General features: G+C 75.1%; 9 protein-coding genes. All 9 read right to left on the bottom strand.

Annotated elements, in window-relative coordinates; all coding sequences use genetic code 11:
• Window positions 1–237 precede the first annotated feature (237 nt).
• The 9 genes from ACFV61_RS14845 to ACFV61_RS14805 all read right to left on the bottom strand — a co-directional run bounded on the left by ACFV61_RS14845 (window position 238) and on the right by ACFV61_RS14805 (window position 7473).
• Window positions 238–1719: an NAD(P)/FAD-dependent oxidoreductase gene (locus tag ACFV61_RS14845; RefSeq protein ID WP_380491936.1), complete on the bottom strand. Its 1482-nt coding sequence runs from the start codon at window positions 1717–1719 to the stop codon at window positions 238–240.
• Window positions 1700–2014, bottom strand: coding sequence for a (2Fe-2S)-binding protein (locus ACFV61_RS14840; RefSeq protein ID WP_063346903.1), 315 nt, complete (start codon window positions 2012–2014; stop codon window positions 1700–1702). The genes ACFV61_RS14845 and ACFV61_RS14840 overlap by 20 nt, the downstream gene beginning before the upstream one ends.
• Before the next feature lie 90 nt (window positions 2015–2104).
• Entirely contained in the window at window positions 2105–3274 is a 1170-nt protein-coding gene (locus ACFV61_RS14835) for an NAD(P)/FAD-dependent oxidoreductase (protein ID WP_380491934.1), read from the bottom strand.
• Between the two features lie 131 nt (window positions 3275–3405).
• Complete coding sequence (tatC, locus tag ACFV61_RS14830; RefSeq protein WP_380491938.1) at window positions 3406–4296, bottom strand: twin-arginine translocase subunit TatC; 891 nt, start codon at window positions 4294–4296, stop codon at window positions 3406–3408.
• 127 nt (window positions 4297–4423) lie between these two features.
• Window positions 4424–4741, bottom strand: a complete 318-nt coding sequence (tatA, locus tag ACFV61_RS14825; RefSeq protein WP_063346906.1) for a Sec-independent protein translocase subunit TatA — start codon at window positions 4739–4741, stop codon at window positions 4424–4426.
• Window positions 4742–5041: 300 nt separating this feature from the next.
• Complete coding sequence (locus tag ACFV61_RS14820) at window positions 5042–5218, bottom strand: hypothetical protein (protein WP_159398379.1); 177 nt, start codon at window positions 5216–5218, stop codon at window positions 5042–5044.
• A 54-nt stretch (window positions 5219–5272) separates the two neighbouring features.
• Window positions 5273–5503, bottom strand: a complete 231-nt coding sequence (locus ACFV61_RS14815) for a hypothetical protein (protein WP_380491932.1) — start codon at window positions 5501–5503, stop codon at window positions 5273–5275.
• Between the two features lie 3 nt (window positions 5504–5506).
• A complete protein-coding gene (locus ACFV61_RS14810) occupies window positions 5507–6454 on the bottom strand; it encodes a WYL domain-containing protein (RefSeq protein ID WP_350878052.1) in 948 nt (315 codons plus the stop codon).
• A 26-nt stretch (window positions 6455–6480) separates the two neighbouring features.
• Window positions 6481–7473: a YafY family protein gene (locus ACFV61_RS14805; protein WP_063346908.1), complete on the bottom strand. Its 993-nt coding sequence runs from the start codon at window positions 7471–7473 to the stop codon at window positions 6481–6483.
• Between the last annotated feature and the right edge of the window lie 230 nt (window positions 7474–7703).

Genomic DNA, 7703 nt, shown 5'->3' with positions numbered 1-7703 from the left:
GCGGGGGGCGCCGCCCCCCCCCCCCCCGGGGCGGGGGCCCAAGGGGGCGGGGGCCGGGGCGGGGGGGTTGTCGATTTGGTGGCGCCGTCCCGGCCGGGGGACCGCGCGGGGGTCTGCGCCCACCGCGGGCGGGGGGGTGGGGTGGGGGGTGTTGCACCCGATGAGCTCGGGGGGTTGGTGTGACATTTTTTTTGGGTAGCTGGGCCGGCGACAGGGGTCCCCGGCCCGCAACATGCCCTAAGGCGTGTCGCCGGCCTCGCCGAACGACCCGGACGACCCGGACGACCCGAACGACCCGGACGGCCCAGCTGGCCCGGCCGCCAGCTGCGACAGCGGCACCGGGCAGGCCAGCGGCCGCCGGTCCGGCCCCGGCTCACCCGAGCCGGCCAGGCAGGCCACGGCCGGACCGCACATCCGGCCCTGGCACCAGCCCATCCCGGCCCGGGTGAGCAGCTTGACGGTGCGCGGATCGCCCGCACCCAGCTCGTCCACGGCCTCCCGGATCGCCGAGACCGGCACCTCCTCGCACCGGCAGACGTCGGTGTCCGGGCGCAGCCAGCCGGTCCAGCCGGGGCCGGGCCGGTGGGCCGCGGCCATCAGGTCGGCGAAGTTCCGCAGCCGGGCCCGGCGGCGCAGCAGTGCGGGCTTCGGCAGCCGGTCAGCCACGGCGTGCGCGGCCAGTTCGCCCTCCACGATCGCGAGGTCCGCGCCGCCGACGCCGTTGGTCTCCCCCGCCGACCAGAGGCCGGGCACGGTGGTGCGCAGCCGGGCGTCGACCTGGAGCCCGGCCGCGCCGTCCGGGGCGGTCCTGGTGGCCGCGCCCAGTTCGGTGGCCAGGTCGATCTGCGGCAGCAGCCCGTGGCCCACGGCGACGGCGTCGCAGGCGATCCGGCGTTCGGTGCCGGGCACCGGCCGCCAGTCGGCGTCCAGCCGGGCCACCGTGACGGCGGTGACCCGCTCGGTCCCGTGCGCCTCGACGACGGCACTGCGCGGGCGCAGCCGCACGCCGTGCCGCAGCAGCGTGCTCCCGTGGCCGGCGCCCTCGACGAGCTTGGCGGGGACGGCCGCCAAGGCGCCGGGGCGCCGGGCGTAGCCGAGGTAGTCGGTGGCCTCGACGACCGCGGGCACCTCGGCCCCGGCGGTGACCAGCGAGGACGCCGCCGCGAGCAGCAGCGGCCCGCTGCCGGCCACCACGATCCGCCGTCCGGGCAGCACCAGCCCGGCCTTGAGCATCGCCTGTGCGCCGCCCGCGGTGACCACCCCGGGCAGGGTCCAGCCGGGGAACGGCAGCTGGCGCTCGTACGCACCGGTGGCGAGCAGCACGGACGCGGCCGGGACGGTGGCCCGGTCGGTGGCCTCCGGTCCGCGCGTGACGTGCACGGCGAAGCCGTCGCCGGTCCGCTCCAGCGCCCACACCTGGTGGCCGCCGAGGAAGCGGACCCGCCCGGCCCGCTCGTGCGCGGCGAGCCGGTCGGCCAGTCCGGTGTAGACGGACCAGCCGTGGTGGAGCCGGTCCGGGCGGGCGGCGCCGAGGCCGGGCGCGGGGTGCCGGTAGTACTGCCCGCCGGTGCTTCGGCCTGCGTCCAGCAGGACGCAGCGCAGCCCGAGGTCGGCAACGGTCACGGCGGCCGCGAGCCCGGCCGGGCCGGCGCCGATCACCGCGAGGTCGGGGCGTCGGGCCGCTTCGGCGGCGGCCCGGTCAGACGGCGAGGTCGGCACGGCCGTTGCCCTCCTGGGTGGTGACGGTGGTGCCGGGTTCGGCGGGGAGCAGGCAGGTGCGCTGGTTGGGGCGGCCGTCGACGGTGGCCAGGCAGTCGAAGCAGGCGCCGATGCCGCAGAACACCCCGCGCGGCCGGCCGCCGACCCGGGTGGTGCGCCAGGCGAGCACGCCGTCGGCCCAGAGCGCGGCGGCGATCGACTGTCCGGGCAGGGCCGGGACGGGTCGGCCGTCGAACTCGATGTGGTGGGCGGGGCCGGGTTCGGCCCGGACCAGGTCGGCGGGGGTGCGGCGCATCGGCGGCTTCTCCGTTCCGGGGTTGGTCGACGAACGAGGGCGATCGACAGAGCGAGGCAGTCGGCAGGCAGGCAGGCAGCAGTCCCGGGCTCAGGCCCCGGCGTCCGCCGGGAAGCGGTCCGGGCGGAACGGCGCGAGGTCCAGTTCCGGCTGCTTGCCGGTCAGTTGCTCGCTGATCAGCAGGCCGGTCGCCGGGGCCAGCCCGATGCCGGCGCCCTCGTGCCCGCAGGCGTGGTAGAGCCCGGGCGCCCTGGGGTCCTCGCCGATGGCCGGCAGGTGGTCCGGCAGGTAAGGGCGGAAGCCCCGGTAGGTGCGCATCACGGTGACGTCCGCGAGCACCGGGAAGAGCGCCGCGGCCTGGGCGGCGAGCCGCCGCAGCACCTCCTGGGAGAGGGTGCGGTCGAAGCCGACCCGCTCACGGCTGGCGCCGATCAGCACGGGCCCGCCGGGGGTGCCCTCGACCACGGCGGAGGTCTGCAGCCCGGCCGAGCCGCTGGCGACGTCGGCGACGTAGTCGGCGGCGTAGACCTTGTGCCGGACGATCCGCGGCAGCGGCTCGGTGACCAGGACGAAGCCACGGCGGGGCATCACCGGCAGGTGCACCCCGGCCAGCCGGGCCAGTTCGCCGCCCCAGGTGCCGGTCGCGTTGACGACGGCGGGGGCGTCGAGGCGGCGGCGGTCGGTGCGCACTCCGCGCACGGCGCCGTCCGGCCCCCGGTGCACGGCGGTCACGGTCTCGCCGGTGATCAGTTCGGCGCCCATCCGGCGGGCCTCGCGCAGCAGGTGGGCGGCGGCGAGGGCGGGCTGGACCTGCGCGTCCTGCGGGTAGTGGAAGCCGCCGGCGAGGCCGGGGGCGAGGTGCGGCTCCAGCTCGTGCAGCCGCTCGGCGGGGATCTCCTCGGCGGTGACGCCGGCGGCGGCCTGGCCGACGGCGAAGGCCCGCAGGGCGTCCTGCCCGGCCTGGGTGGCGGCGATCACCACGCCGCCCTTGGGCTCGTACTCGACGGCCGCGCCGAGGTGTTCGGCGAGGTCGTGCCAGAGCCGGGTGCTGAGCAGGGCGAGGTCGAGTTCGGGCCCGGGCTCCTTGTCGGAGACCAGCAGGTTGCCCTCGCCGGCGCCGGTGGTGCCGCCGGCCACCGGTCCGCGGTCGACGACGGCGACGGTGAGCCCGGCGCGGGCCGCGTAGTAGGCGCAGGCGGCGCCGACCACGCCGGCGCCGACCACGACGACATCCAGGGGAGGTCTCTGCGTCTTGAGCACGTCAGTAATATGTCACATGCCATCCATCGTGCCAAGACCACCCGCCGAATCCCGAACCGGGCCGGAGCAGCCAAAAGGCCCCGGCCCACCGCGTCGGGCGGCGGGCCGGGGCCTCAGGGTGCGCTACCGGCTCAGGTGATGTCGTCGATCTGCTCGTGACGGGCGGCGGGCACCGGGGCGCCGGCCGTCGGCGCGGCCGAGGCCTGGACCATCTCCGCACCGGCCACCGGCTGCACCGAGAGGTCCAGCTCCGAGGCCTCCTCGTCGCTCAGTCCGGCGTCGGGGTTGCGGCGCTCCTTGCGCTTGTCGTTGAAGATCGCAATGCCCACCGCGAGGAAGTACAGCGCCCAGATCGGCGCGGCCAGCGTGAGCATGCTCACCGGATCGGCGCTCGGGGTGGCGAAGGCGGCGAAGACCGTGATGCCCATGACCATGCCGCGCCACCAGCCGAGCAGCCGCTTGCCGGTGACCATGCCGACCATGTTCATCATGACCAGCAGCAGCGGGAACTCGAAGGCCAGGCCGAAGACCAGCACCATCCGGGTGGCGATGTCGAGGTAGTCCTCGGGCGGCAGGATCGGCGTGGTGTTGTTCGGGGTGAACGAGATCAGCACGTCGACGGTGGTCGGCAGCACGAGGATGGCGCAGCCGGAACCGGCCAGGAAGAGCGGCGCCCCGCACAGCATGAAGATGACGGCGTACTTCTTCTCGTGCCGGTGCAGACCGGGCGCCACGAAGGCCCAGACCTGGTAGAGCCAGATCGGCACGGTCGCGACCACACCGGCCGTCAGCGACACCTTGAGCATCCAGGTGAAACCGGCGGTCAGACCGATGTTGGAGACCTGGGCGCACTTGCCCTTGAACTGGGAGGCAGTCTCCGCAGTGCAGCGCGGCAGCGGCTCCAGCAGGAAGTCTTCGATCTGCTTGTGGTAGATCGCCGCCACGATGGTGATCACCACGATCGCCAGGACCGACTTGACCACGCGGTTGCGCAGTTCCCGCAGGTGGTCGGTGAGGGCCATCCGCCCCTCAGGATCCTTGGACGCCTTCGACGCCTTGGAGAGCTTGCTCAACCCCGGTCCTCAACTCGTGCGTCGAGGCCCGCCGGTCGACGGGCCTCCGTGGTCGCGTTCGTCACGTGCGCCGCGCTCAGCGCGGGCGGTCGCCGTCGGCCGCGGACGGCCCGGCGGCGGGCTCGGCCACCGGGCGGGCGGTGCCCGAGGCGCCCGGAGCGGCCTGGATGGTCCTGGCCGCGGTCGTCGCCGAACCGCCGTCGACCCGGGGCGCCGGAGGCGGCGTCGCGGCGGCGTCCTCCTCGGCGCCGTCCGAGCGCATGGCCTTGGTTTCGCTCTTCAGGATCCGCATCGACTGCCCGAGCGAGCGAGCCAGGTCGGGCAGCCGCTTGGCGCCGAACAGCAGGACGGCGAAAATCACGACCACCACGATCGCGGTCATCGAGATGCGCATTGCGCGACCACCTTCACTCATGGCGACCCGTCGGGCCCCCCGCCGCGGATGGTAACCGCTGCGGATGACGCCACGACGACGGCCGCCCGAACAGGACAGCGGCCCCGGTTCGCAGTTCAGGAGCCATCTGCAGGAGCCATCTGAGAGCGTAACCCGCCCCCGCCTCCCCGCAGCAGCCCCCGTACCACCGACGGCCCTCCTGTGCTACCGAACAGGCACCACCGAACGGGCGCTACCAAACGGGAACAACCGGACGGCCTTACCCGGCGGGTACCACCGGACGGGCACCACCGGACGGCCCTACCGCCCCGGTACGGCCTCCGCCAGCTCCCCCGCCGCCTCGGCCAGCGCCCGCGAGGCCGCGTCCACGCCCTTGGCCAGCGCCCGCACGTCCAGCCAGAGCCGGATCGCGAGCACCCCGAGGACCAGCAGGCCCGCGGTGGCGAGCAGGACGGCGGCGACGAGCATCCAGGACATGCGCCCCACCCTATCGGGCCCGGCCCCCCGGCCCGGTCCGCAGGAGAGCGCCCGCTACCCCTCGGCCGGGACGAGCCGCATGGTGCGGACCCCGGCCCCGACGAGCGCCGCGACGATCTTCTCCCCGGCCGGCTTGCGCACCGCCGCCCCGCAGAGCGGGCAGCCGAAGCTGTAGTGCGCCTGGGCCGGGCTGCGACCGAGGGTCAGCCGGAACTCCTCCGCCGGGAGCTCGACCTTCTCCCGGCACTCGGAGCAGTACACCTTGAATCTGGTCCCGGGCTCCACCGATCAGACCCGCCCCTCCCCGTCGGCAACGGTCTGCTCCCCGTACGCGGCCAGCGCCTCCAGGGCGGCCGCGCGGGCCTGCCCGGCCAGCCCGGGCGGCGAGACGATCCGGCCGTCCCGGCCCAGCCGCAGCGCCAGCGGGCGCAGCTGGGAGGGGTCGGCGCTGCGCAGGGTGATCCGCAGCCCGCCGTCGGGCAGTTCCTCGGCCCGGTCGTGGGTGTAGTACTCGGCCACCCAGCGCCCGCCGGAGGAGACCTCGACGACCACCTCGGGGTCGTCCGCGGACGGGTTGACCAGCCCGCCGCTCAGATCGCGCGGCTCGCGCCGGGGCGGGTCGGCGGGGACGTCCAGCACCCGGATCTCGGCGACCCGGTCCAGCCGGAACATCCGGTGGTCCTCGGAGGTGCGGCACCAGGCCTCAAGGTAGGTGTGGCCCTCGGTGAGCAGCCGGATCGGGTCGACCTCGCGCTCGGTCATCCCGCCGCGCCCGTGCGAGTAGTAGCGCAGCCACAGGCGGCGCCCCTCGCTGAGCGCGCGGTCGATGTCGGCGAACACGTGGCCCTCCGCCTCGAAGGTCACGCCGACCCGGGCGCTGCCGGCGGCGCTCTCGCCCGCCGCGTTCTCGATCTTGACGACGGCCCGGGTGAGCGCCTCCCGGTCGCCGGCCCGCAGGCCGGGCAGCCCGGCCACCGCACGGGCGGCGACCAGCAGCGCGGTGGCCTCGTCGGCGGCGAGGCGCAGCGGCTGCGCCACGTCGTCGACGTTGTGCCACCAGATCCGCTCGCCGTCGGTGTCGATGTCGAGCAGGTCGCCGCCGCGGAAGCTGGTGCCGCACATCGGCAGCACGTTGAGGTCCCCGATCAGCTCGCGCTCGGAGATCCCGAACGCACGGGCCACCTCGGCCACCTCGGCGCCGGGGCGCTCGCGCAGGTAGGTGACCAGCGACAGCATCCGCCGCGTCTGGTCGATCGCGTTGCTCACGCCTGAACCCCTCCGCTTCCGTTCACCACGTCCAGCCCGGCCACGGCCCGCAGCCGGTCGATCACGTCGGCCCGCAGCTCCTCGGGCCCGAGCACCAGCACGTCCGGCCCGAACTCGGCGAGGTCGGCGCCCAGCCCGTTGCCGTACGGGATCTCCAGCTCGTCCCAGCCGTCGTCCACCCGCGCGCTGCTCAGCGCCTTGGTGCGCAGCGGGAAGCCCGCTCCCCGGCGGACCCGGACGGTGGCGGTGGCGGTGGCGCCCTCGCCCGCGAACTTGGCGACGGTGGCGCGGACGTCGACGTGCTCGGGCACGGTGCCGAGGAAGGCGCCGGCCTTGGCCCGGACCTTGCCGGTGATCCGGCTGAGTCGGAACACCCGGGCGTCGCCGCGGTCGCGGTCCCACCCGGCCAGGTACCAGTGCCCGCGCCAGCACTCCAGCGCCCACGGCTCGACGGTGCGCAGCTCGCCGGCGGCGGCGCCGGCCTTGCGGTACTCGAAGCCGACTGGGCGACGGTCCCGGGCGGCGGTGAGCAGCGGCTCGAACGCGGCCTCCCGGGCGGGGATGCGCGGCTCCAGGGCGGTCCGGCCCTCGGGCTCGGCGAACGGCACCCCGGCGGCGCGCAGCTTCTGCAGCGCGCCGCTGGCCGCGCCGGACATCTTGGCCTGCTGCCAGACCCGGGCGGCCAGGGTCAGCGCGGCCGCCTCCTCGGCGTCCAGCGCGATCTCGGGCAGCCGGTTGCGGTCGGCGCGGGCCAGGTAGCCGAGTTCGCCGTCCAGGGCGCTCTCGTCGACGTCGATCACCAGGCCGAGTTCGCGCAGGTCGTCCTTGTCCCGCTCGAACATCCGGTTGAAGGCGTCCTCGCTGCTGTTCTGCCAGGCCTCGCGGTACGCCTCGATGGATTCCCGCAGCTCCTTCTTGGAGAGCGGACGTCTGGTGTTCATCAGGCACAGGGCGAGATTCATCAGCCGCTCTGCCTTGGCGATCGCCATCGCTGACCCTTCCGGTGTGCCGCGCGTGCGCGGGGTGCGCGGGGTGCGCCCGCCGGGAGGTCGTCACCCGGCGGGACCGACCGTACCGGTAGCGGTACGCAGTGCAAAAGCCGCCTCCGGAGACGACGGGGGGGGGGGGGGGGCACCCCGGGGTGGGGAGTAAGCATTGATGGAGGAGAAACCACACACAGGGCCACACCCCATCAAAGACCGCGGCAGCCCGCCAGGGC

The organism is Kitasatospora sp. NPDC059817 (genome assembly GCF_042731835.1).
Taxonomy (GTDB): domain Bacteria; phylum Actinomycetota; class Actinomycetes; order Streptomycetales; family Streptomycetaceae; genus Kitasatospora.
This window is presented reverse-complemented; position numbering and strand designations above follow the sequence as displayed.

Bases quoted from the DNA above. Each gene is read 5' to 3' on its own strand.
- ACFV61_RS14820 (WP_159398379.1), bottom strand. From the start codon at position 5,218: ATGTCCTGGATGCTCGTCGCCGCCGTCCTGCTCGCCACCGCGGGCCTG.
- ACFV61_RS14805 (WP_063346908.1), bottom strand. From the start codon at position 7,473: ATGGCGATCGCCAAGGCAGAGCGGCTGATGAATCTCGCCCTGTGCCTG.
- tatA (WP_063346906.1), bottom strand. From the start codon at position 4,741: ATGCGCATCTCGATGACCGCGATCGTGGTGGTCGTGATTTTCGCCGTC.
- tatC (WP_380491938.1), bottom strand. From the start codon at position 4,296: ATGGCCCTCACCGACCACCTGCGGGAACTGCGCAACCGCGTGGTCAAG.
- ACFV61_RS14840 (WP_063346903.1), bottom strand. From the start codon at position 2,014: ATGCGCCGCACCCCCGCCGACCTGGTCCGGGCCGAACCCGGCCCCGCC.
- ACFV61_RS14810 (WP_350878052.1), bottom strand. From the start codon at position 6,454: ATGCTGTCGCTGGTCACCTACCTGCGCGAGCGCCCCGGCGCCGAGGTG.